Origin of the sequence: Enterococcus sp. DIV1307a (assembly GCF_050537425.1) — a bacterium.
GTDB lineage: Bacteria > Bacillota > Bacilli > Lactobacillales > Enterococcaceae > Enterococcus > Enterococcus faecalis.
On sequence record NZ_CP172914.1, the window covers coordinates 2,374,101 to 2,398,429 of the forward strand.

Annotated in this window: 22 protein-coding genes and 1 other annotated feature; of the genes, 5 read left to right on the plus strand and 17 right to left on the minus strand. The window is 36.6% G+C overall.

The window, feature by feature from the left end; translation table 11 throughout:
* Nucleotides 1-2: 2 nt before the first annotated feature.
* Nucleotides 3-1,772 (minus strand): multidrug efflux ABC transporter subunit EfrB, encoded by a 1,770-nt coding sequence (gene efrB, locus IGL90_RS11595; protein WP_048737562.1) that lies wholly within the window; start codon nt 1,770-1,772, stop codon nt 3-5.
* A complete protein-coding gene (gene efrA, locus IGL90_RS11600) occupies nt 1,769-3,496 on the minus strand; it encodes a multidrug efflux ABC transporter subunit EfrA (protein WP_010707113.1) in 1,728 nt (575 codons plus the stop codon). Before efrA ends, efrB begins: the two co-directional genes overlap by 4 nt.
* Nucleotides 3,497-3,724: 228 nt before the next feature.
* Between efrA and IGL90_RS11605 the strand changes: the two genes are divergently transcribed.
* The 3 genes from IGL90_RS11605 to rnjA all read left to right on the plus strand — a co-directional run bounded on the left by IGL90_RS11605 (nt 3,725) and on the right by rnjA (nt 6,316).
* Entirely contained in the window at nt 3,725-4,111 is a 387-nt protein-coding gene (locus IGL90_RS11605; protein ID WP_048737560.1) for a YbaN family protein, read from the plus strand.
* 305 nt (nt 4,112-4,416) lie between these two features.
* Nucleotides 4,417-4,629, plus strand: coding sequence for a DNA-directed RNA polymerase subunit epsilon (locus IGL90_RS11610; RefSeq protein WP_002355123.1), 213 nt, complete (start codon nt 4,417-4,419; stop codon nt 4,627-4,629).
* 1 nt (nt 4,630) lies between these two features.
* Complete coding sequence (gene rnjA, locus IGL90_RS11615; protein ID WP_002355122.1) at nt 4,631-6,316, plus strand: ribonuclease J1; 1,686 nt, start codon at nt 4,631-4,633, stop codon at nt 6,314-6,316.
* A gap of 105 nt (nt 6,317-6,421) precedes the next feature.
* On the opposite strand, the gene IGL90_RS11620 is transcribed toward rnjA, so the two are convergent.
* From IGL90_RS11620 to IGL90_RS11635, 4 genes are all read right to left on the minus strand, one after another.
* Nucleotides 6,422-6,622, minus strand: coding sequence for a cold-shock protein (locus tag IGL90_RS11620; RefSeq protein ID WP_002355121.1), 201 nt, complete (start codon nt 6,620-6,622; stop codon nt 6,422-6,424).
* A gap of 153 nt (nt 6,623-6,775) precedes the next feature.
* Nucleotides 6,776-7,474 carry a RadC family protein gene (gene radC / locus IGL90_RS11625; protein WP_002365188.1) on the minus strand — a complete coding sequence of 233 codons (699 nt, stop codon included), beginning with the start codon at nt 7,472-7,474 and terminating at the stop codon, nt 6,776-6,778.
* Nucleotides 7,475-7,530: 56 nt separating this feature from the next.
* On the minus strand, nt 7,531-8,190 hold the full coding sequence (locus IGL90_RS11630; protein WP_016616796.1) for an HAD family hydrolase: 660 nt from the start codon (nt 8,188-8,190) through the stop codon (nt 7,531-7,533).
* Nucleotides 8,174-9,496: a bifunctional folylpolyglutamate synthase/dihydrofolate synthase gene (locus IGL90_RS11635; protein ID WP_048737558.1), complete on the minus strand. Its 1,323-nt coding sequence runs from the start codon at nt 9,494-9,496 to the stop codon at nt 8,174-8,176. Before IGL90_RS11635 ends, IGL90_RS11630 begins: the two co-directional genes overlap by 17 nt.
* A gap of 248 nt (nt 9,497-9,744) precedes the next feature.
* Here IGL90_RS11635 and IGL90_RS11640 point away from each other — a divergent pair, with 248 nt between their 5' ends.
* Complete coding sequence (locus IGL90_RS11640) at nt 9,745-12,309, plus strand: YfhO family protein (RefSeq protein ID WP_048737556.1); 2,565 nt, start codon at nt 9,745-9,747, stop codon at nt 12,307-12,309.
* The gene (locus tag IGL90_RS11645; protein WP_048737553.1) at nt 12,302-12,901 is read left to right on the plus strand and encodes a TVP38/TMEM64 family protein; all 600 of its coding nucleotides are present in this window, start codon (nt 12,302-12,304) and stop codon (nt 12,899-12,901) included. The genes IGL90_RS11640 and IGL90_RS11645 overlap by 8 nt, the downstream gene beginning before the upstream one ends.
* A gap of 46 nt (nt 12,902-12,947) precedes the next feature.
* Here the strand turns inward: IGL90_RS11645 and IGL90_RS11650 are convergent, their stop codons facing one another.
* From IGL90_RS11650 to IGL90_RS11700, 11 genes are all read right to left on the minus strand, one after another.
* Nucleotides 12,948-15,590 carry a valine--tRNA ligase gene (locus IGL90_RS11650; RefSeq protein WP_048737552.1) on the minus strand — a complete coding sequence of 881 codons (2,643 nt, stop codon included), beginning with the start codon at nt 15,588-15,590 and terminating at the stop codon, nt 12,948-12,950.
* 102 nt (nt 15,591-15,692) lie between these two features.
* Nucleotides 15,693-15,932, minus strand: a binding site (T-box leader).
* A gap of 49 nt (nt 15,933-15,981) precedes the next feature.
* Nucleotides 15,982-16,470: a thiol peroxidase gene (gene tpx, locus IGL90_RS11655; RefSeq protein WP_002355111.1), complete on the minus strand. Its 489-nt coding sequence runs from the start codon at nt 16,468-16,470 to the stop codon at nt 15,982-15,984.
* A gap of 63 nt (nt 16,471-16,533) precedes the next feature.
* Complete coding sequence (locus IGL90_RS11660) at nt 16,534-17,181, minus strand: redox-sensing transcriptional repressor Rex (RefSeq protein WP_002365189.1); 648 nt, start codon at nt 17,179-17,181, stop codon at nt 16,534-16,536.
* Nucleotides 17,182-17,310: 129 nt separating this feature from the next.
* Nucleotides 17,311-18,525, minus strand: a complete 1,215-nt coding sequence (thiI, locus tag IGL90_RS11665) for a tRNA uracil 4-sulfurtransferase ThiI (RefSeq protein ID WP_002359156.1) — start codon at nt 18,523-18,525, stop codon at nt 17,311-17,313.
* A gap of 91 nt (nt 18,526-18,616) precedes the next feature.
* The gene (locus tag IGL90_RS11670; protein ID WP_002402334.1) at nt 18,617-19,735 is read right to left on the minus strand and encodes a site-specific integrase; all 1,119 of its coding nucleotides are present in this window, start codon (nt 19,733-19,735) and stop codon (nt 18,617-18,619) included.
* Nucleotides 19,710-19,922, minus strand: a complete 213-nt coding sequence (locus IGL90_RS11675) for a DUF3173 domain-containing protein (protein ID WP_002399131.1) — start codon at nt 19,920-19,922, stop codon at nt 19,710-19,712. Before IGL90_RS11675 ends, IGL90_RS11670 begins: the two co-directional genes overlap by 26 nt.
* A gap of 92 nt (nt 19,923-20,014) precedes the next feature.
* On the minus strand, nt 20,015-20,371 hold the full coding sequence (locus tag IGL90_RS11680; RefSeq protein ID WP_002399130.1) for an LptM family lipoprotein: 357 nt from the start codon (nt 20,369-20,371) through the stop codon (nt 20,015-20,017).
* A 65-nt stretch (nt 20,372-20,436) separates the two neighbouring features.
* Nucleotides 20,437-20,973, minus strand: a complete 537-nt coding sequence (locus IGL90_RS11685; protein ID WP_002402333.1) for an EF0163 family protein — start codon at nt 20,971-20,973, stop codon at nt 20,437-20,439.
* Nucleotides 20,970-21,194 (minus strand): hypothetical protein, encoded by a 225-nt coding sequence (locus IGL90_RS11690; RefSeq protein WP_002365195.1) that lies wholly within the window; start codon nt 21,192-21,194, stop codon nt 20,970-20,972. The genes IGL90_RS11685 and IGL90_RS11690 overlap by 4 nt, the downstream gene beginning before the upstream one ends.
* Before the next feature lie 12 nt (nt 21,195-21,206).
* On the minus strand, nt 21,207-22,235 hold the full coding sequence (locus tag IGL90_RS11695; RefSeq protein WP_002402332.1) for a phage tail tip lysozyme: 1,029 nt from the start codon (nt 22,233-22,235) through the stop codon (nt 21,207-21,209).
* A 42-nt stretch (nt 22,236-22,277) separates the two neighbouring features.
* A complete protein-coding gene (locus IGL90_RS11700) occupies nt 22,278-24,323 on the minus strand; it encodes a hypothetical protein (protein ID WP_010827763.1) in 2,046 nt (681 codons plus the stop codon).
* Nucleotides 24,324-24,329: the final 6 nt, after the last annotated feature.

A 24,329-nucleotide genomic window follows, 5' to 3' on the forward strand; every position in this document is an offset into this window, starting at 1 on the left:
TTTTATTCCTCATAGTCGCCTTCTTCAGCAAATTGACTATTGTATAGTTTTTCATAGAAGCCACCTTGTTCTAGCAACTCATGATGCGTACCTTTTTCAATGATTTCTCCTTGTTTCATAACAAGAATTAAATCAGCTTCACGAATAGTTGATAGGCGGTGGGCAATAACGAAACTCGTTCGTCCTTCCATAACACGATCCATTGCTTTTTGAATTAAGGCTTCCAAGCGTGTATCGACTGAACTAGTCGCCTCATCTAAAATCAAAATTTTCGGATCAGAAATTACCGCTCGGGCAATGGTCAACAATTGTTTTTGACCAAGGGAAACGTTATCTCCCTCAGAATTGATTTCCATTTCATACCCGTCTGGCATTGTCCGAATGAAGTGATCCACATTGGCCGTTTTCGCTGCATCGACAACTTCATAATCCGTGGCATCTAACTTCCCAAAACGAATGTTATCTGCAATGGTACCTTTATACAACCAAGCATCTTGCAATACCATTCCAAATACAGATCGGACATCACTACGGTTCATTTTTTTCGTGTCAATGCCATCAATTTTAATGGCGCCTTCTGTTACATCATAAAAACGCATCAGTAAGTTGATTAAGGTTGTTTTCCCAGCGCCAGTTGGTCCCACAATCGCAACCATTTGGCCCGCATCAACTTTAAAGTTCAAATTACGAATTAACGGTTTTTCTGGGTCATAACTAAAGCTGACATTTTCAAATTCAACAGAGCCTAAAATAGGTTCTGGCAAAGGAACATCTTGTTCGTTAAGTTCTTCTTCTGGTTCATCTAGGATTTCAAAAATCCGCATGGTCGAAGCTGAAGCGCTTTGTAAAGCTGCAGACAACTGCGTAATATTCCCCATTGGTTGGCTAATTTGCCAAATATATTGAATAAACGCTTGTAATTGCCCCACTACGATCACACCAGCAACCACATAGTAACTACCAAGGACAGCTACCCCGATATAGGTCCCATAAGCGGTCATTTGAACCAATGGCAACATTAATCCTGAGATAAAGGATGCTTTGAAGCCAAAACCATTTAAACGGTGATTGACTTGTTTAAAACCTTCAAGAGTTTCTTTTTCCCAGCCATATAGTTTTAAGACACTGAACCCAGTCATATTTTCTTGAACATAACCATTTAAGTCTCCTAAAGAATTTTGCATTCCTTGGAAATATTTCTGGGAGATTTTAACAATTGTTCTGGAAATAATCAGAGACAACGGAATCATAATCACTGAAAAAATCGCCATCAGCGGATTGATCAAGAACATCATCACTACCGCCATCACAATCCCTAAGACTGCCGAAACAATATTAATAAAACTTTGTTGCATCGCATTGCTGACAGCATCCACATCGTTCGTCACCCGTGACAAAATATTTCCTTGTTGGTTCTTATCAAAATAAGAAACTGGCAAACGATTGATTTTTTCTTCAATATCTCGACGTAAATCGCGCATGGATTGTTGAACGACATTCGTCATTAAAAAGCCTGACAAAAATTGTGCCACACAATAACCTGTTCCCACAACTAAAATCCAAATTAAACATTGGATTACATAATCAAAATTGATTGATTCACCGGCCGCAATATTACGGCTAATTTCTGTCGTTGGTAATCCAGTCAAATAAGGCAACGCTGCATTAAAGGCCACGGTTAATATTGTAAATAAAATAACTAAATAAAACGTCACTCGGTACGGTTTAATATAGCGACCGATTCGTTTCATAGAAGAAAAGGCGTGTTTCATGCTAATTCCTCCTCTGACAATTGAGAAGCCGCAATATCATAGTAAATTGGACAAGTCTCAAGTAATTCACGATGTGTGCCAATTCCGACCACGTCGCCTTCGTTTAAAACAACAATGCGGTCCGCATGCATAATTGTTCCAACACGTTGTGCCACAATTAAAACAGTGGATTCTGTTGTCTCTTTTTTCAGACGCGCTCGTAAATTTGCATCTGTTTGATAATCTAACGCAGAAAAACTATCATCAAATATATAAATTTCCGGATTGCGAATAATCGCCCGTGCGATAGCTAAACGTTGTTTTTGACCACCAGAAAAGTTCGTGCCACCTTCTGAAAGAGGTTCATCATAGCCTTGCGGTTTTTGTGAAACAAATTCTGTAGCTTGAGCAATGTCAATTGCTCGTTCCATTTCTTCTAACGTCGCATCTTCCTTACCGTAGCGAAGATTATCAGCAATTGTACCAGTAAAAAGTAACGCTTTTTGTGGAATATAGCCAATCTTATTGCGTAATGCACTAAGTTGGTAATCTTTTACGTTCACTCCATCGATTAAAATTTCACCTTCTGATACATCATAAAACCGTGGAATCAATTGAATTAATGTTGATTTCCCACTACCTGTGCTCCCAATGAAGGCCACTGTTTCACCAGGTGACGCCTTAAAACTTACATTGCGGATGACTGGGCTTTCCGCATGTCCAGGATAGGCAAAGGTTACATTTTTAAACTCTAGATAGCCTTTAGTAGCTGTTTCTGTTACGCCTTCTTCTTCACGAATAGCTGGTTCCATGTCTAAGGCTTCTTGAATCCGTGAAGCCGAAACCGCAGCCCGCGGATACATCATAAAGACACTGGCAAATAACATAAACGAGAACAGCGCATGGAAAATATATTCAATAAAAGCAATTAAATTCCCAACTTCTAAATCCCCATGGCTGATTTGAACAGTCCCGCTCCAAATGATTAAGACCATCACAATATTAAATAAGAAAAAGAAGCCTGGTTGGGCTGCTGCCATTAAACGAAACAAACTTTTTGAACTTTTAGTGTAAGTTTCATTGACTTTATTAAAACGAGATTCTTCAAATTTTTCATTAACAAATGCGCGTATTACCCGCAATCCAGAAAGATTTTCTCTTAAAATCCCATTGATTCCATCTAAGTTCTTTTGTTGCTTTTTAGATAACGGTTCTGACAAACGAGCAATCCCGACAACTGCTAGCAGCAGAAAAGGCAAGGCACCTAAAACGTACATTCCTAACGACGGACTCGTTCGCATCACCATGTAAAGACTGGCAATAAACATCACTGGCGTCATAAAGCCAAGACGTAAAATATTTCCCATGAAGAGCATAATTTGGTATGCATCATTGGTAGTTCGCGTAATTAAGGAAGAAACCCCAATACTTTCATATTCACTATGTGAGAAAGTTTGAATCTTTTCAAATAAATCATCCCGAATATCACGAACAATGTTTGTTGTAATTCTGGCACCAAAGTACCCCAGCAAAATATTCATTGCGACACCAATAATCGTAATTACAACCATCCAAATCCCTTGCTGATAAATATAGTCCATATCTTTAGGAATAATTCCTTTGTCAATCATTCGTGCTAAAATGGTCGGCAAGCCTAATTCAATCAAAATAAAACCAAACACACAAATAAAATCAGCAAAAAGTAATTTCTTATAACGCATTGTGTAACGCCACATTAACTTCAATTAATCATCTCCTTCTTATCTTACTTTAAATTTTCTAGTACTCCCACTGTATCAAAAAGAAATCGGTAATACAAGCTGTCTGGCTAGAAAAAACAGCCTTTCTCTTTCTATCCTTTCTCTTTTAGATTTTCTAAAAAATAGATAATTTTAATGATTTACTTATACGATTAAAATTGCTACTTCCTTTTGATTGTGCCATAATTGGGAAAAACTGAAAGGACCCTTTGAATGAAAAAATTATTCTTCATTTTTCTCGGTTCCTGTACGTTTGCTTTAGGCACGTTAGGAATCTTTTTGCCGCTTTTACCCACCACTGGTTTTTATTTATTAACGGCCTTTTTTTGGATGCGTAGTTCAGATAAACTTTATAACAAATTTTTAGCTTCTTCTTATTATCAAAAATATATCCAAGAAGCCTTCTTTGAGAAAAAAATTACTCATAAAGGTAAATGGAAACTATTTATTTCCATGTTTCTTTTATTTGCCATTCCGTGTTTAATTGTCCGAAATACGTTGATGACTACGACTTTAGCGATTGTTTATTTAGCCCACGTGATTGGCTTAAGTTGGTATTGGCGTCCTAAAAAAAAGGCACTCGAACTTGATCAAGAATAAGGCGAAACAAGAAGTTTGTTTTTTTTAAAAGTCCAGTGAGTGTTTCTATACTTCCTTATCATTCTATGATAAAATAAGCTTAATTGTTGTTATTCACAACACACGGGACGGTTGAAAAAAGAACACATAAAATCAAATACCCAGAATGAAGCAAAGTCGAGGCTTCATTTCATCATTAACAGATGTTTTTGATGAGCATTCTTTTTTAGGTGATCAGCACCTCGTTTTGTTGTGTTTAATTTTCTGTCTTAAAATAAAAAAAACTATAAATTGCTACTATTAGTAGCTGAAGGAGAAATGAATCGATGATTTACAAAGTATACTATCAAGAAACAAAAATCAGAAACCCAAAAAGAGAAGACACAAAATCTCTTTACATGGAAGCCGATAGCGATGTAATCGTGCGCCAATTAGTTGAAGAAAATACCCCATACAATATTGAATACGTTCAATTATTAGACGAAAAACATCTTGCTTACGAGCAAGAACATGCGGACTTCACTCTAACGGAGTTTTAACATGAAAGTAAACATAAAAAATAACGAAACTGGCGTTTTTGCAATCGGTGGTTTAGGCGAAATTGGAAAAAACACATATGGGGTACAATTCCAAGATGAAATTATCATTATTGATGCTGGGATCAAATTCCCAGAAGATGATTTACTTGGGATTGACTACGTGATTCCAGATTATAGCTACATCGTTCAAAATTTGCATAAAGTCAAAGCACTCGTTATTACCCACGGTCATGAAGACCATATTGGTGGCGTTCCTTATCTTTTACGTCAAGCGAATATCCCAATCTATGCGGGACCACTAGCCTTGGCTTTAATTACCAACAAACTAGATGAACATGGTTTATTGCGAGAAGCGGAATTACACGAAATTAATGAAGATACGGTGATTCGTTTTAGAAAAACAGCGATTAGCTTTTTCCGGACGACTCACAGTATTCCTGATGCCTTGGGCGTTGTGGTTAAAACGCCTTCTGGTAACATTGTCGCAACAGGTGACTTTAAGTTTGACTTTACACCCGTTGGCGAGCCAGCCAACTTACACAGAATGGCGAAATTAGGTGAAGAAGGCGTCCTTTGTCTTCTTTCAGACAGTACCAATGCTGAAATACCCACCTTTACAAAATCTGAAAAAACAATTGGGACCTCTATTTTAAAAATCTTTGAAAAAATTGATGGTCGGATTATCTTTGCCAGTTTTGCTTCAAACATTTTCCGTTTACAACAAGCTGCTGATGCAGCCGTGAAAACAGGTCGCAAAATTGCTGTTTTTGGTCGTAGCATGGAAAATGCCATTGTCAATGGCGAACGCTTAGGCTACATCAAAGTGCCAAAAGGAACGTTTGTCGATGCGGCGGAACTGAATCAATTGCCAGCAAATGAAACAATGATTTTATGTACTGGCTCTCAAGGAGAACCTATGGCCGCGCTTAGTCGGATTGCTAACGGTACACATCGCCAAATTAGTATTCAACCAGGCGATACGGTTGTTTTCTCAAGTTCACCAATTCCTGGAAATACGACAAGCGTTAACCGTTTAATCAACTTATTATCTGAAGCCGGTGCAGAAGTTATCCACGGAAAAATCAATAATATCCATACTTCTGGTCACGGTGGACAAGAAGAGCAAAAATTAATGCTTCGCTTGATGAAGCCTAAATATTTCATGCCTGTTCATGGTGAATTTAGAATGTTAAAAATCCATGCTTCGCTCGCTCAAGATACAGGGGTTCCTGAAGAAAATTGCTTTATCATGGGCAACGGCGATGTCTTAGCTTTAACGGCTGATAGCGCACGTCCTGCTGGTCACTTCAACGCTAATGACGTGTACGTTGATGGAAATGGTGTCGGTGATATCGGGAATGTTGTTTTACGGGATCGTCGTATCTTATCTGAAGAAGGTTTAGTTTTAGCGGTAGCAACGGTTGATATTAAAAATAAAGAAATTATGGCTGGTCCAGACATTCTTTCCCGTGGTTTTGTCTACATGCGTGAGTCTGGTGATATGATTCATGAAGGCCAACGTCTTTTATTCAATGCTCTACGTGAAGCAATGAAAGATAAAAACTGTACCGAAGCAAAATTAGGCGAAGCCATGACGACCGCTTTACAGCCTTTCTTGTTTGAACAAACAGAACGTCATCCAATGATTCTGCCAATGATTATGACTGCCACAGTTAGTGATCAATAAAACTCTCATTTAATAGAGAAGAAAAATGCTTGTCCATTTTTCTTCTCTATTTTTTCTAACAAAAAAACACCTAACGCATGTTAGGTGTTTTTGGATTATTTTTTATTAGTTTTTTTCTACGTTAACTGCTTGAGGGCCACGGTCTGAATCTTCAACATCAAAAGTCACTGCTTGACCTTCTTCTAAAGTTTTGAAACCATCACCTTGGATAGCTGAGAAGTGTACGAATACGTCGCTTCCGTCTTCGCGTGAGATAAACCCAAAACCTTTTTCTGCGTTAAACCATTTTACTGTTCCTTGTTCCATTCTTTTGTTCCTCCTCGTGCATTTGCACATAAATAGTCGTAACTTTGCTCGCTTCCAATAGAATATTTAAAAAAATTTAAAAAGTCTACATAATTCCAAACAAGATTACCCTTTCATTTTACACGTGATAAAATATTTTTGCAAGAATTGTCCTCATTCTGAAGCAAAAAAATTCTCTTCTCTCAAACTAATGTATCCGCTATCACCAACAATAATATGATCCAACAATTGAATCCCCATCATTTCGCCACATTCTTCCATTCGTTTGGTAAATTGAATATCTTGTGGAGACGGTGTCGGATTGCCAGATGGATGATTATGAGCTAATAGTATGCGAGCAGATGAATATTTAACCGCTTCCCGAAAAATTTCGCGTGGATGAGCAATACTTTGATTCAGTGATCCTTTGAAAATCGTTTTCTGTTGGATAATGTCATTCTTGGTATTCAAGTAAATACAAATTAAATGTTCTTGTTGCAGCCCCTTCATCTCTTGGAGTAATCGTTGAGCGACTTGTTGACTGGACGTAACTTTGCCAAATTTGATTTGACTACTTTGATAAATTCGACACCCCAATTCAATGGCCGCACGTAATTCAATGGCTTTCACTTGTCCAATACCTTTAATAGCCATTAACTCGTTCAACGTGGCTTGCTGCAAATAAGAAAGTTGCTTAAACTGTTTTAATAGCGTTGCGGCAACAGTCATCACGTCTGCTTCTTTTGAGCCAGTTCGTAACAGAATCGCCAACAACTCTTGATTCGATAATGCTTTTTCTCCTATCGCTAAGAGCCGTTCTCGTGGTAAACAATCACTCGGCATCTCGCGAATAAACAGATCCGATACTTGCATAAAAAAAACCTCCTTTGCTAGTCATTAATAAACTACGCAAAGGAGTGTTGTTTTTATTATTTTAAATAATGTGGCGCTTGATGTAAACTCTCCAAGACATGTAATGTTTTCTCTTGGATAACTTCAGTTGGTTGCAATAAATCAGGTACCATGATCACTGGAATGCCCGCACTATGAGCCGCACTTACCCCATGAAATGAGTCTTCGAAAATCAAGGTTTTCGGGGCTTCTGTTCCTAAAAGTTGACGAGCTTTTTGAAAAATTTCTGGGTCCGGTTTTGCTCGTTTAACATCCTCTGCTGAAACGATCCCTACAAAACGATCCTGAATCCCAGCATGGCTTAATAACATTTCAATTGCTGGACGGACGTTACTTGAAGCAACTAATCGAGGAATTTTTTGATCATCTAAAAAGTCAAGGAATTCCACCACCCCTGGTTTTAAAGGGACGTTACCAGATCGAAACTCTTGCAGGGTATCCTCATAAGAACGGCGGATAAATTCTTCCACTGTGTCGTGACCATAGGACGCATAAATACGTCGGTAATTCTCTTGTACTTCTTCATCGGAAATCCCAACATAGTCTAAATAGACTTCTTTACTATATGGTAACCCCATTGCATCTGCTACTTTTTGAGTAGATGTATAGTAAATCAACTCCGTATCAAAAAGCAACCCATCCATATCAAAAATTACGCCATCAAATTTCTTCATCATTTCCTCCTATAGTTAAAAGTAATTCTCTTACTTGAGAAACAAAATATAATGAACCTGTTACTAATAATAAATCATCTGTCGACATTTTTTCTAAAATTTCGCCTAAGCCAAATTGCCATAAAGACACAATTTCTGTTAAATCGTCTTCATATTTTTCCATTTCTGTAAGTGCAATAGCTTTAGGATAATCGAAGCTAGTTAAGTAAAGATGCGCATTCGATACTTGCTTTAAGTCCTGAATCATCTCATCCACATCTTTAGTTGCTAAAGCTGAAAATAAAATATGAATCGTGTGTTGTGGAAACTCTTTGCGCAAGTTTTCAACTAAGCGTTTTACTGCATGATCATTGTGGGCACCATCTAAAACAATCAACGGTTCATCACTAAGACGTTCCATTCGAGCTGGCCATTGCGCTTTAGCTAACCCTTGAGTAATGTCTCGTTCTTTAAACGGCAAATGTTGTAGTTGGCAATACTTGTCAAATAATTGAATAGCTACCGCCGCGTTTTCTACTTGGTGACGCCCCAACAAGGGAACTTTAATCTTTGTCAGTTTGCCCATTTCTCCATAGAAATTAAATACTTCCCCCCAATGTGTATCAGGATGTAGATATTCCACTTGATACTCTTTGCCAAAACGAAAAATTGGACTCTGTTTTTCTTGTGCGACTTTTTCAATGACTGCTAGCGCATCAGCACAAATATTGCCTGTTACTACTGGGACTTTTTCTTTAATAATACCCGCTTTTTGATAGGCAATTTCAGCAATTGTTTCACCTAAAATTTCTGTGTGATCCTTCCCAATTGTCGTAATTCCCGTCAATAATGGCTTCACGACATTGGTGCTATCAAGTAATCCACCTAAGCCAACTTCAACAACTGCGATATCCACTTGTTCATTCACGAAATAGTCCAAGGCCATTCCTGTCAATGTTTCGAATTCTGTAATTCCAGCCACTTCAGTGATTTGGTCTAATTCTTTAATGATTGGTTGATACTTCTCCACATAGGTAATCAATTGTTCGTCTGAAATTGGTTGACCATTTATCGCAATTCTTTCATTAAATGATTCAATATAAGGAGAGGTAAAGGTTCCGACTTTCAAGCCCATTTCTTCTAATAGACAGCGTAAATATGTCACGGTTGAGCCTTTACCATTGGTTCCTGCGATATGAATCGTTGGCACTTTGTTTTCTGGATGATCAATTTTTTCTAATAACGCATTAATCCGATCCAAACCAGGTCTTGAACCAAAGGGTAACCGGCTATGAATCCATTCAATGGCTTCTTCTATTGTTAATTGCATCTTGTCCAACTCCTTGTCTTCTTCTACATTATAACTAAGTTAGGTGACTTTTTCACTAATAACCAATTGAAACTTTTTCTTGAAAACTTTTTGCATTTTTCATAATTTTGCGTTATTAGCGGATACATTAATGAACTTATGGTAAACTAACATTCTGGATGGTTCGTTCCAGCCAGCCAATTAAAAACTATTTTTAGAGCGTTCAACACGCTTATTCATGATTTTTTTATAAAGGTGGACTTATTTTGATGAAAAACAAATCGAAGCTTTTATGGTTAGGAAGTTTTTTCTTGCCGTTTTTACTTCTGTTGCTTGTATGGATGACATTACAACTTGCGCCTTTTGGTGACAACAACTTATTAGTTAGTGATTTAGGCACGCAATACATGCCTTTCTTGAGTTTTTTTAAACGCTCTTTTCACGAGGGAATAACTACATTCTACTCTTTTTCCAATGAGATTGGTGAGTCGATTGTTCCTTTGGCAGCCTATTACTTACTGAGCCCTTTTAATGTGTTGGCTTTCTTTTTTCCTTATGAACAATTACCTATAGCAATTTTATGGATTATTACCTTAAAACTTGCCTTGATGGGCACTACGATGTTTAGCTATTTAAAATACACCTATCAAAAAGTTGATGGCACCACGTTACTTTTTTCAACGTCCTATAGTTTCTGTGGCTTTGTCACCGTCTATAGCCAAAACTTTATGTGGTTGGATGCACTGATTCTATTCCCGCTTATCTTATTGGGACTCCAACGTTTATGGGATCAACGCAAATGGGGCTTATACAGTATCACCCTGTTTTTAGCGATTGTGACGAATTACTACATGGGTTATATGATTTGTCTCTTTGCTGTTTTGTACAGTATCTATTGGTTCTTTAAAAAGAATACCCAAGCCCATGCTATTCGGCAATTTTTTAAACAAAGTCCGTTATTCATCCTCGTTTCTTTTTTAACAGGAACCGCAACTAGCTTTTTATTATTACCTGCAGCAGAAGGAATGCTCTATACAAAAAAAGCAGATTTTGATGTCTCGACGTTCTTTTTAACGCCTAAGTTCAACACTTCATTCTTCTCGCAATTAGGCTTAGGTTCTATTAATTATGAGTTGCGTTTAGACCATTTACCAACCGTTTTTGCTGGATTATTTGTGACACTCCTCTGTGTCGCCTATTTTCAAACGAAACAAATTGCGTTAAAAGAAAGAATAGCTTCAGCGATTCTTTTATTCATTCTCTTTTTAAGCTTTTGGTTAGAAGCCTTTAACACTGTCTGGCACATGTTTCAAAGCCCAGCTGGTTTCCCATACCGAAATGTCTTTATCTTTAGCTTTTTATTGATTGTCTTTGCCTATGAAGTTTGGCTTAAAAAAGTGACCATTCCTTGGACCGCACCTATTATTTTTAGTCTGCTGTTAGTCATTGGCTACGGATCTTTGTATTATGGTCCACAAAAAAATCTCTTAATTTCGATCAATTATTTATGGCTAAGTTTACTTTTTATTTGGTTGATTTTCTTTTGCTTGCGTTTAGCACACAAAAAGGCCTTAAGAAACTATGTAGTCGTGGCTTTATTCTTACTGGTCAGCACAGAATTAACAACGAATTTCTGGATTTCTTTTAAACACATGCCCTTTGGTAGCCAAGCAACATTTGCCCAAGATTACCGAAAACACAGCCAATTAATCGATGAAAAAATGGCCTCAGCACCAGAACTTTATCGCATGAAACAAGTCATTCCTTCCAAAGAAACAGGGTTCCGTGAAATCAATAACGGCTACAACAATCCTTTACTTTATGGCTATGCTGGCGTTTCTAGCTATACTTCGACTTTAACTGCCACTACCCAAGACACATTAAGTGCGCTAGGTTTATATCGAAAAAATGATCGCCGGATTGCTTATGTGGATAATTCACAACTAACCAATTTACTTTTAAATGTGAAATATGACTTTTTACCAATTGAAAAACCTACGAGTGAAAAATTGCTAAAAACAGTTGGTTCCACAAAAATCATGGAAAATGATGAAGCAATCGGTATGGGCTTTTTGGCGCCAACCGCATTAACCAAGTTAAAATTAGCAAAAAATAATCCTTTAGATGCCCAAGAAGAACTCCTGCAAATGCTCGTGCCGACGGATAAACCTTACTTTAAAACAGCTTCGTTGATAAATGAACCTCATCATACCAACGAAACAATTGAAGCAACCTTTAAAGTGAATAGCACTGGCGACTTGCATCTTTATATTCCGAATTTAAAATGGAAAAAGGTTACACAATTGAAGGTAAACCAACAAGTTATCTCGACGCCAATTTATATTGCAACCAATCAGCTGTTCAATTTAGGGCATTTTGAAAAAGGAACTACCGTGACCCTGTCACTAACTGCTGAACAAGTGGTTGATTTAACTAATTGGCAGCTTCAAACTTTAGACCAAACAGCCTTTAATCTTGCGGTTGACAAATTACGCCAACAAGCTCTTCACGTGAATGCAACTAAAAAAGGCCATTTAAATGGCGCACTGAATGTACCTGGAAATGACACTCAGTTACTGTATACGTCCATTCCTTATGACCAAGATTGGCAAGTCAAATCGTCGCTACAAAAAGAACCATTAAAAACACAACGCATTCTAGGTGGCTTTTTAGCTGTTGAAGTTCCAGCTGGCAAACAGCAGTTAACCTTTGCCTATCATCCAAGAATGATTTATCTCGGCACTGCCGTCAGCGGAACGATTTTACTGGGAACGGCTGGTTATCTTGGCTTTAAAAAATACCGTCGAAAACGTCAGGAGGCCACTCATGACTAATCAGAAAAAATTTTTAAATGAACTCATTCGGTGGTTACCCCTAGTTGGACTGGTGCTTTTCTTCGGCTTAATTCTATGGGGATATTCCAGAGGAATTTTTCATTCTGTTGCTTCCTTGCAAGCTTTTATTAAACAGTTTGGTAACTATGCGGTTCTGTGTTTCGTTCTTTTACAAATCGTCCAAGTGATTATCCCTATTCTACCTGGAGGAATCTCTTCTGTTGCAGGAATGTTGATGTTTGGCAATTTGCAAGGCCTTTTGTATAGCTATCTTGGATTGATTATTGGTGAGTTTATTGGCTTTTTACTGGTTCGTTACTATGGACGTAGCTTTGTAAAAATAATCCTTTCACCCAATAAATACAAAAAATTTGAAGAGATTTTAGACAAAAATGAACACAATGTCAAAAAGCTTTTAATCTTTACTATGTTAGTCCCCTTCGCTCCAGATGATATTGTTTGTTTAGTGGCGGGAATTACAGATATTTCTTTAAAAGAATTCATGAAAATTGTTCTTTTATTGAAATTCTGGTCTGTGGCTACTTACAGCTACTTAATGTTGTATTTGTTTCAATTATTTGGCAAATTATAACAAAAAGACAACAAAACCAAACGTTGGTTTTGTTGTCTTTTCTTTTTTAGATTGAACGTAATTGGGCAATCCGTTCTTTGACAGCCTCTTGTTTTTCAAGGTAGTCTTTTTCTTTTGCACGTTCTGCTTCCACGACCTCATCTGGTGCATTTGACACAAAACGTTCATTTGAAAGTTTGCCTTGCACACGTTTGACTTCTTTTGTCCATTTGTCTAATTCTTTTTCTAAGCGAGCAATTTCTTCTTCAATATTAATCAAACCAGCTAATGGTAGGAATAGTTCTGCGCCTGTTAAAACAGCGGACATGGCTAATTCTGGCGCTTCTATTTCACGACTGATGACTAATTCCTCTGGGTTACAGAAGCGTTCCAAGTAGCTAGTATTAGCTGTTAAAAATTCTTCTACTTCTGTATCGTTTGTTTTAATTAACAAAGTAATTGGTTTAGAAAGTGGTGTATTCACTTCTGCTCGAATATTCCGAACCGAACGAATAACTTCTTTCAGAACTTCCATTCCTCGAGCTGCTGCTTCATCGTTAAATTCTTCATGAACAACTGGGTACTCTGCCACAACCAATGACTCACCTTGATGCGGAATTTTTTCCCAAATTTCTTCTGTTACAAATGGCATAATTGGATGCAATAAGCGTAAGATTTGATCCAATGTGTACACCAAGATGCTCCGTGTTGTTTGTTTAGCTGCTTCATTTTCTCCGTAAAGAATTTCTTTACTCATTTCAATATACCAATCACAGAAATCATCCCAGATGAAGTTGTATAATTGGCGACCTGCTTCACCGAATTCAAAGCGATCAAATAATTCTGTCACACGGGCGACTGTTTCGTTTAAGCGCGTTAAAATCCAACGATCAGCGACAGTCTTTTCACCACTAAAGTCAATATCTGCAGCAGTCATACCTTCTACATTCATAATAACGAAACGACTTGCATTCCAGATCTTATTGATAAAGTTCCAAGAAGCATCCATTTTTTCATAACTAAAACGAACATCTTGACCAGGTGCTGAACCATTTGATAAGAACCAACGTAACGCATCTGCGCCATATTTTTCGATGACATCCATTGGATCAATCCCATTCCCCAATGATTTACTCATTTTGCGTCCTTGCTCATCACGAATTAAGCCGTGAATTAAGACATTTTGGAAGGGACGTTCGCCTGTAAACTCTAAGCTTTGGAAAATCATACGACTTACCCAAAAGGCAATAATATCATAGCCAGTAACTAATGTGCTTGTTGGGAAGTAACGTTGATAATCTTCGCTTGCTTCGTCCGGCCAACCCATCGTTGAAAATGGCCATAATGCAGAACTAAACCATGTATCTAAGACATCACTATCTTGAACCCAGTTTTCACTGTCGGCTGGTGCTTCCATCCCAACATACATCTCGCCCGTTTCTTTGTGATACCAAGCAGGAATTTGATGGCCCCACCATAATTGTCGCGAAATAACCCAGTCATGAATATTTTCCATCCAACGTAAAAATGTTTGATTGAAGCGTGGTGGATAAAATTCAACAGCGTCTTCTGTTTTTTGATTTTCTATTGCTTTTTCAGCTAATGGTCCCATTTTTACAAACCATTGGGTCGATAAACGAGGTTCCACGACAACGCCTGTTCGTTCTGAATGGCCCACGCTGTGATTCATTGTTTCGATCTTAATTAAGCGACCTAATTCTTTCAAGTCAGAGACAATCGCTTTACGTGCAGCAAAACGATCCATTCCTTCATATTTTCCAGCCAGTTTATTCATCGTGCCGTCTTCGTTCATAACATTTACTCGAGGTAAGTCATGACGATTACCGACTTCAAAGTCATTTGGATCATGAGCAGGTGTGATTTTTACAACCCCTGTTCCAAATTCCATATCTACATAGTCATCTGCAATAATTGGAATTTCTTTATCGACTAATGGCAAGACAACTGTCTTACCAATAAGTTCCTGATACCGTTCATCTTCTGGATGGACCGCAATCGCCGTATCTCCCAACATTGTTTCAGGACGCGTTGTCGCAATTTCAACAACGCCAGAACCATCTGATAATGGGTAGCTCATGTGGTAAAAAGCTCCTTCAATATCTTTATGGATTACTTCAATATCAGACAATGCTGTTTTCGCTTTTGGATCCCAGTTAATGATATATTCACCACGGTAAATCAAATCTTTCTCGTAAAGAGAGACAAACACTTTACGAACGGCCTCAGATAGCCCTTCATCTAAAGTAAAACGTTCACGGCTGTAATCTAAAGAAAGGCCCATTTTTGCCCACTGTTCACGAATGTGAGAAGCATATTCTTCTTTCCATTCCCACACTTGATCAACAAATTTTTCACGACCTAAGTCGTAACGTGAAATTCCTTGTTGTGCTAGTTTCTCTTCTACTTTTGCTTGCGTGGCAATTCCGGCATGGTCCATTCCTGGTAGCCATAACGTATCAAAGCCTTGCATTCTTTTTTGGCGGATAATCATATCTTGTAATGTTGTATCCCAAGCATGCCCTAAGTGTAGTTTCCCTGTTACATTGGGTGGTGGAATAACAATTGAATAGGGCTTTGCTTTTTTGTCGCCACTTGGTTTAAATAAATCTTGATCTAGCCATTTTTGATAACGGCCAGCTTCGATTTCTGTCGGTTGATATTTCGTTGGTAAGTTTTTTTCTTCTGACATTTTTTCCCCTTCTTTCTTAAAATACGCGATTTGGAGCGGTAATTATTTTACAAATGAGTTTTTTGGGCTAAACACTAAAATACGCCCTAAAATACTTTCGTATTTTAGGGCGTAGATTCATCTTATTTACGCGGTACCACCTAAATTGCATTTGAATTGAATTCATTCAAATGCCACTCATTCGTGAGATAACGTTCACGAAACGAATCGTTCTACTAACGTACTGTGTTCAAACCATTGACTCACAAGCTACCTTCTCACTGGTTGTGTAAAAGTCTTGCACCTGAACGACTTTTTCTCTAAAACGACGCCAATGATACTCCTCTTGTTCGCTGTCTTTGCTTCATTCTACAATGAAGCGCAAGCAAAGTCAATTTGTAATCTAGAGGGATTACACTTTTTTTGCAGCTTCTAACGCTTGTTGATAATCGGGTTCCGACGAAACTTCTGAGACGATTTCTTCATAAACTAACGTTCCTTCTGGGTCAATCACAAAAATAGCACGTGCTAAACGGCCCATTTCTGGAATATACAAACCATAAGCTGCACCAAATGAGTCTTCAGTATCATGAAGCATTTCCATTTCGACACCCTCAGCGGCACACCAATTTGCTTGTTCTTCAACTGTGTTATTGGAAATCGTGATAATCTGAACACCGTCTAATTTCGCCGCTTCTTGATTGAAACGTTTCGTTTGCAGTGAACAAACACGTGTGTCGATATCAGGAACCACACTAATTAAAACCGTTTTACCTTTATAATCTGCCAAGTTGATTTCTTGGTTGTTTAAATTTTTCAAAGAAAAGACGGGGGCTTTTGTGCCAACTTTAGGCTGCTCACCTGTCAATTCTAATACGTGCCCTTTTCTTGTAACATTCATTCTGAAATCCTCCTTTTCCACTTTCAATAATAAGTATAGTAGAGGATTTTTATGAAGACAATTTTATTGCTTTGGGCTATTTGCTAGTGAAAAAGTTTCATTAAAATAAATCAGTGTTTGCAGTTCCGTTGTTAAATCAATATACTGCACACTAACGTTGGCTGGCACACTGACACGGTCTGGCGCAAAATTTAAAATCGCAGTCACACCCGCTTGTACAATTTTGTCGATGGCTTTTTGGGCATGGTGACTTGGTACTGTAGAAATGGCTACCGTGACCCCTTCTTGTCGAACGAATGCTTCTAACTCAGACATATCATGAACTAATAATCCATTAATCGTGGTGCCAACTAAAGCTGAATCATTATCAAAAGCACAGACAATATTCAAATTCTCGTTGCGTCTAAAATTATTTTTTAATAATGCCTTGCCTAAATTGCCACAACCAATCAGAGCAATTCTTTTTTCTTCTTGCGTATTTAAAATATTACTAAATACCTCAATTAAATACGGCACATCGTAACCATAACCGCTTCGGCCCAGTTCACCAACGTGGGAAAAATCACGCCGAATCGTTGCAGAAGGAATCTGGATCATTTCACTAAACTCTCGTGATTTAATGCGTTTAACACCAGAATCCCCTAACATTTTTAAATAACGTAAATAAACCGGCAAACGTTTTGCCGTTGCTTTAGGCATTTTTTTCTCCATCCTCTGTCCTCCTTGTTACCTACTTCACATATTCAGTTTATCACGGTTCCCCTCTCCGAGCAACTTGTTTGTGAAATAAGTACAAAATAAATACAGTGACGTCTAAGCGACCGTCACTGTATTTATTTCTTATAGGAAATCTGCAAATTCGTCTTCTTGTTTATCTTTCGCTGTTTCTGCTGAAATCTCTGTAATTTTGAGTCCTTCTAAGGCCCGAGCCATTAAACCTTCCAAGTCTAAGCGCGCTTCATAATCTTGCGCTTTATCCAAGCGCGGTCGTGTTTTCGGTTGCGGTGGCGCAAAAATTGTACAACAATCTTCGAAGGGTTGGATGGCTAATTCAAACGTGTCAATTTTTTCGGCAATTTCGATAATTTCTGTCTTATCCATTGAAACAACGGGTCGAATTATCGGTGTTGAGGTAACCTCATTAATTGCTACCATACTTTGAAGTGTTTGCGAAGCCACTTGTCCTAACGATTCACCGTTAATAATGACTAAACCTTTCCGCATTTCACGAATTGCATCTGTTAAGCGTAACATTAAACGTCGTGTAATGGTCATTAAGTAGCCTTGGGGAACAACTCGTTTTATTTCTTCTTGAATTTCTGTAAAGGGCACTTCAATAAATTGAATAGTTCCTACATAAGGGACTAATTTTTCAGCTAAATCTTTAGCCTTTTGTAACGCTTGTTCACTTGTATAAGGCGGACTAGCAAAATGGACAGCTTCCACTTCCACGCCACGTTTCATAGCTAAATAACCAGCAACTGGTGAATCAATGCCTCCTGACAACATCAACATACCACGACCACTGGTGCCCACTGGCAATCCACCCGCACCGCGAATCGTTTCATAAGATAAATACGCCGCATCTTTACGAATTTCAATTCTTAAGTTAATATCAGGCTTTTTCATTTGTACTTGAATTTCCGGAATGGCTTCAATAACGGCCCCACCTAATTCTTGATTCAAGCCATTTGAATCAAGTTCAAATGAATGGTCCGAGCGTTTAGCAGTAATTTTAAACGTCTTACCTGGCGTATAAACTTCCCGAACAACCTCTTGAACCATTGCACGAATCGCTGGCATTTCTTTTTCAATACGAATACTTGGCGAAAAATTTTGAATTCCAAACACTTTACTTAGTTTCGGAATCACTTCTTCACTATCTTCCCCATTTAATAAAATATGCATTCTATCTCGATCTGCATGGATTTTCAATGCTGGAAAATCAGCTAACGCACGTTTCACATTTTGTGCTAACTGCATGATAAACGTTTTACGATTTTTTCCTTTAGTTGATAATTCGCCATAGCGAACCATAATTTCTGTATACTTCACTTTCTATTAATCCCTTTCTAAATCGCTTTAAAACAAAGCTTACAATTAGTTTTCATTATATTTGCTAACAATAAAGCTAACAATTACTATTCTAAATTTTTAAATCAGTTAATTTCTTAGAAACATCATTCATTCTTCCATTATAAAGGTGCCCATATTTTTCTAAAGTGGTTGTTATACGACTATGACCCAACCTTTCCTTAATAACCAGTGAATCTTCCTTAAGGGCAATTAACATAGAAGCATGAGAATGTCTTAAAGCGTGTATCTTAATCACTGGCACATCTGCTAAGTCACAAATTTTTTTAAGCCAGCCATGCGTTGTAGACTTAGCCAATGTTCCACCATCTATAGAAAATATAAGGTTTATTTTTAAAGGAGATTGCTGTTCTCTCCATATTTCAAAAAGCCGTAGCGTTTCATCGTCAAGAGATACCGTTCTAATACTACTTTTTGTTTTTGGCGTTGTAGTTCTAAACTCTCTTTTATTTTTAACAAGCATCGTCTTATTAATATAAACAACTTTACTGTCAAAATCAACATCTTCCCAATTCAAAGCTAAGGCTTCACCTAGCCGAAGACCTGTCATGAATAAAAATCTAAAAAACATTTTTTTAAAGAACAATAAACTATCGCTTTCATCACTAAGCAGCATTACTTTTTGCATATCATCTATAGTCCAAATGTTAACTTCTTTATCTTCAACTCGAACTCTACTTACTTTTTTTGATATATCTTCATCAATAAATCCAAAAATAAAAGCTCGCTCAAATACGGATTGAATATTACAAATGATTAAATTAATATACTCTGGAGATAAACTTTCACCTGTTTTAGTTTTATACTCACCAGATAAATAATTAATCAATTTTTGTAAATCAACTGTTTCAATAGCATTTATCTGTACCTCATTAAAGATAGATAAATGATTTTCAATTATACCTGTATTGGTCTTAAAAGTACCTTCCTTAACATGATTTTTGTACCAGCATTTATAATATTCTTCGTAAAAATTACCAAATGTAATCTTTTCACGTTTTTCTTGATAATCAATCATAAACTGATTATAAGCTTTTTTTGCCTCCTTTGCTGTCTTAAATCCACGCTTAAATTTTTGTATTCTTTTCCCTTTTAAATCAAAACCCAAACTTGCAACAAAATAATACTTACCTGTCTTTTTGTCTTTATAAACATTTGATGTCTTTGCCACCTTTATTAACCTCTATTCCTAAAATTTCTTCAACTACACTCACAGGAACACAAGAGATTTTCTTACCACTATAGAAGTGGCAACCTCTTTCTACTAGTAAAGCTTTGGCTTCACGAATAACACGTTGTGATTGGTATGGAGAAAATCCAAGGCTAATAATGTCTTTTTTTGTCACAGTACTTAACATTAATAATACCATCTCCTTCTATTTAATTACATAAAAAAAAGCAGTACTTAATTAGCACTACCCTATGTCAAATGTTCATTAAAATTGAATTTCTATTTAAATTTACCCGACTTGTAGATAACTTCATAGTTACCACTAGCTTTCATATCATCAAAAGTTGCTTTGCTTTTTGTACTATCTAACTGCTTATCTTCATCATAATAATAAAAATACTCCAATGCACTAGGCTCATCTTTAACAGGAACCCAAATATCAGCCAAATAACGATTAGTGTCTTTATCTTTATACATCAAAAAACTAAAACTATCTTCTGAATACTCATCACCATATGCAGAATCTTTAATTATAGAGTCTTTAAATTCTTCACCTGTTTTATCTAATTTAGAACCACAGGCAGATATCATAAAAATTGCAACAACCATCAACACAATTGAAGCTGCCTTTTTCATTTTATCATCTCCTAACTTATATAAACGTAATACTATTAAATAAAGCAAAAAATTGTATATCAAAATTAATACTCTTGTTTCACTGAGTTATAAGTAATTTCTGCTATCTTATTCCCTTTCACTTTTGCCAGTAAAAGTACCCTTGTTTTTGTTCCGTTTTGTTCACAATCAAGCAAGACTGCGTATTCCTTTTTATCATTTTGATATATTGAACTTACTTCACCTTTACTTTCCAATTTTGCACCAGTTTTCACATCAATACCATTTTTCGTTATACATTCAGCAGTCATTAATTTCTTCAATTTTTCGTTACGATCATTGATACTAGAAAAATTAGCATAAGCATTTCCAAAGTCCTCTACCAACTGGTAAGTGTTAGATACCTTTTCTTCCGTTGATTTATCCTTACTCTGTATAGACTTGGTACTACTTTTTTCAGTTACTTCACTTCTTTTCGTAGTATTAATATTATCAACTGGTTTCATAGTCACCAATTCAGTTGTTGACGAAGCCACCGTTTCATGACCTTTGGTATTTCCTCCACAAGCAGAAAATATTAATCCAACACCTAATACTAAAACTACTAAACTTAACTTTTTCATTTTCTACCTACTTTCTTTGAAATGCGTTGCACTTCTTTAATATACATAATCTTTGAAAAAATCCCCTCAGAAAATTTAACACGATACTCTTTATTATTCACAGCTAATAAAAAACTATCTTGGTACTTTTGAACTGCAAATTCATTTTTTCTACAGTTAAATTTCGAACAGATTTCTTTTATCTGACGATTAGTTAAACCACTTTTCTTACTCAAAGTCATTCATAATTCCTCCTATTTCCTTACTATGCTGGTCACATGTGGAAAATCTAATCCCCAAGTCCGAGAATACTTAGCAACAATTTGACCTTGTTCAGCGTTTTGCTCATAAGTAGTAAACTTGTTTTTACCTTCAACACTTGCCACTATACCAGTATGCCCATAAATACTAGTAGCCACACCCCCTTGACCAAAATTAATGACATCTCCTGCTTTAATATCTGAATAATTTGGATTCTTTATGACTGTCCAACCAATTGAACTCCAAGGATAATCATTACCAATTTCACTCGCAAACATATGCCCCGTACCCATCATTTGTAGACCTCCTTGTTTTTCAACAAAAAAAGCAGATAAGCCATAACATTGACCACCATTAATAGTTTGCCCCATCACTTTTTCCAAGGCATCAATTTTTCCTCCACCAACATTGGCTGAACCTCCGCCCATGGAACCTGTAGAAAGTCGTTTATACCAATTATTAGCACTAGCCTTTCTTTTTACTTGTTCTGCGGGATCATCTTTTGTTCCAGCTCGCTCCCACAGCTTCAAAATATCAACCGCAAGTGTATTTACATCTTTTGATTTAGACATTCTTTTAAGTAAATCACTATCAGAACCATCCTTATTCCACGCAAAATCCATTTGTAAAGCTACTGATTCCCATTCCTTTTTTTGACTTTTTGCAAAATTTAATAAATTAACTCTTCGTCCTGAATCCCATTGTCCTAATCCAATTCCATAACCGCCTAAACTAGCGTTATAAGCAATAGAAGGATTAAAAGCCAAATCACTTTGAATTCTAGCAGGATTTAATCCACTTTCATGTTCCATATTGCCAATCCAAGCGGAAGCAAACTGCAACGTTCCACCGTGTGACGTCACGTAGTTAGAAACTTCTAATGCTACTTTTTCCTGTGGTGTAGCAGGCTGAAACTGGGAAGAATCTCCGCTTTCACTAGAAGAAAATACACCTAAAAATAGTAAAAAAGGAAGAATAAAAATAAAACAACTAACAATTAAAACCTTGCCTAATTTCTTCATGATCTCTCCTTTCAATAAAAAAGAAGACTGATAAACATTTCATCAGCCCTCTACAACCTCAACATTATATTCTTCCGTGTCCACACTTCCAAAAAATTGTTCCTCTGTTTGTTCTAAATTATTGAAGTTTTCTTCTGTTTGGTAAAATGAATAAACGTTATTTAATGAATCATTGTTGTTTGTGATAAATTCGCTATCCTCTCCACCATCAAAAAATGCACGTTCTTCACGAGCAAATGCCAGCTCATCGAAATTATCGACCCTAACATTCAAATTGTCTGCTATTTCTTGCTTATCAAGTTCTTGATTTAATACCTCTCTATCATTTTCACTTGATTCTACACTTGAATCTAAACTATCAAGTTCATTTTCAATAATTGGCTCTAACTCAATATTACTTTCATCAGCTAAAGAAGTATCAGAATCAGATACAGTTTCATCTAAGACTGGAACATCAATTTCTTCTAAAGAATTATCCGCTTCATCATCTGTTAAATCTTCAAAATTATCCACTTCATCAGTTAAAGCTCTATCTTCTATTTCTTCTAATTCCTCGTTATCAACATTAGTTGGCTCTTCTACTTCCACAATTTCTTTTTCGGTCAATAAATCATCTTTTAATGGTTGTTGTTCTTCTTGAGTAGAACGATTCAACAATGAATTCAATCCTGTTTTAACACCCGCAAATTGCCCATTATCGTCAATAAAATGGTCTTGAGCTAAGTTCAATGCCTTGTCATGCTTTGGCATTAAATGACTAGCACCATCAGCAGCCAACGCTAAATTTCCAGTGGAAGCACCTATTCCTGCTTTTACTGCTCCAACACCAATTTCACCTGTACGCTCAAACGTTTCTTTTGTTTTTTCACTCATTTTTGATTCAAAAGAAGGTTGTTGAACTTGACCATCAGAAAAGAATGATAATATTTTATATCTGCTTTTCCAAATTTTCCGATACAACATAATTTTCACCAATGCAGTAACAATTAATGTTCCTAAAAGAAAAACACCACCAGACATCACCATTAATAAACTACTACTTACTTTATCCATCAATCCTAAAAACGCTTGGTCAATTAACTTATTAATCCAAAATAACACAGACAAAAAGATACCGAAAACTACAGGTAAAAATAAAATGCCAATTAATGATTTAAAAAATTTAAACATCATCATTTGACACCGAGGGAAGAAAGACACCAACGCAATAATCGGAAAAACAAGAATGAGTAAATCAACAATGATTTGAATTACATTTAGCATAATATTAATATACGTGACAGGCACTGCTAAGACTGCTAAATTGACTAAACCCACACCAACGCCAAAAGCTTTTTCCATTGTTTTTGCTCCGTCCTGTGAGAAGTATGGATTATCTTTCTCATTATTTTTTATATAGGTACTTCTTTCATCCTCAAACTTTGCTTTTTCTTTTTTAGACAATTTAGGCTTTTCTAGTAGTTTATCTTCATCTAATTTCTTACCATTCTCCATTTTTCCATCTAGCGAACCACTATTCACAAAATTAAATGTTTGTTTTACTGTGGCATCAAAAATTGGACTTTGATATACTTCTCCATCTTTAGATCCTTCTGTTCCTAAATTAGCACTTGAAGTAAATGTACTTTGTACTCCTTTAGCAATTGCGTTAGTTGATTGAATCAAGAACATTGAGCCACTTGTTGTGCCTGTTGACGTTGATACAGAGCCAAACCAAAAACCAAACAAAACAACAACTGCTAAATAATGAAGGAATACTTTTGAAAAGCTTCTACGACTGGAAAAGAAATGATAAAGCAGATAATATGCACTAATAAGAATCGCTAATGCTAGTAAAGAACCACCTCTAAATCCCTTGCCACCAATGCCACTTAGAACATTTTTTGACATATTCAATACTGTTTCTTGTTTTCCTTCAAAGAAACTAGATTGGTTTAAGACGTTCTCACAAAAAAGGAAAAAAGAAACAAACATTCGTAAGATAAAGAATGGTATATCTACAAAGAACCAATTCACTACTTGCCATCCTTTATCCAACAAACCACCATCAACCGTATACGCACTATAACTGTCAATTAGATACTGCATCTTCTC